Annotated in this window: 2 protein-coding genes; both read left to right on the forward strand. The window is 67.2% G+C overall.

Annotation, left to right across the window (positions count from 1 at the left end; all coding sequences use genetic code 11):
* A partial coding sequence (locus ABD357_RS29975) for an extracellular solute-binding protein (RefSeq protein WP_344394148.1) occupies positions 1 to 476 on the forward strand: 476 nt, incomplete at its 5' end.
* On the forward strand, positions 469 to 865 hold a 397-nt coding region (locus tag ABD357_RS29980; protein WP_344394149.1), incomplete at its 3' end, for an ATP-binding cassette domain-containing protein. The genes ABD357_RS29975 and ABD357_RS29980, both read left to right, overlap by 8 nt.

Below are 865 nucleotides of genomic sequence, written 5' to 3' on the forward strand. Positions count from 1 at the left end.
TGGATGTGGACCGCGCCTTCAAGGTGCTGACCCGGCTGCGGCCCAGCATCAAGAAGTTCTGGGACAGCGGCCCGCTGCCGGGTGTGCTGCTCAGCCGCGAAGAGGTGACGATGTCCACCGTCTGGGACGGCCGGGTCGCCGATATGAAGAAGCAGGGCACCCCGGTCGAGCGGCAGCTGGCCGGTATGCGCCGCCAGTTCCAGGGCTACGCCATCGCCAAGGGCGCGGCCAACGCGGATGCCGCCTACCAGCTGATGGACTTCTCGCTGCGTGCCGAGATCCAGGCCAACCTGGCCAAGGCCTTCCCCTCGAACCCGTCTTCCCCGCTGGCCTACGACAAGCTGACCGAGGACGAGCGCAACGCACTGTCCGGTGCGCCGAAGTACTACGACAAGGGCTTCGACGCCGACATCGACTGGTGGCTGAAGAACGAATCGGCCGTCACCAAGCGCTGGCTGGAGTGGGCTCGTGGCTGAATTCGATGTCGCCACACCGACCGTCAAGGTGGCCGGCGGCACGCCGGCCGCCGCGAGTGGCAAAGCGCTGTCGGTGGTGGCCCTGCGCAAGACGTACGGGGACGTCGTCGCGGTCGACGAGGCGTCCATGGAGATCGCGGCCGGGGAGTTCGTCACCTTCCTCGGCGCCTCCGGCTCGGGCAAGACCACGACCCTGATGATGATCGCCGGGTTCTGCGAACCGGACTCCGGCACCATCACCGTCGGGGACCGTGATGTGACCCGGCTCGCCCCGCAGAAACGCAACCTCGGTTTCGTCTTCCAGCAGTACCTGCTCTTCCCGCACATGACGGTCAGCGAGAACGTCGCCTTCCCCCTCACCCTGCGCGGGGTGGCGAAGGAGGAGATCC

This window comes from Streptomyces vastus (assembly GCF_039532825.1).
GTDB classification, from domain to species: domain Bacteria; phylum Actinomycetota; class Actinomycetes; order Streptomycetales; family Streptomycetaceae; genus Streptomyces; species Streptomyces vastus.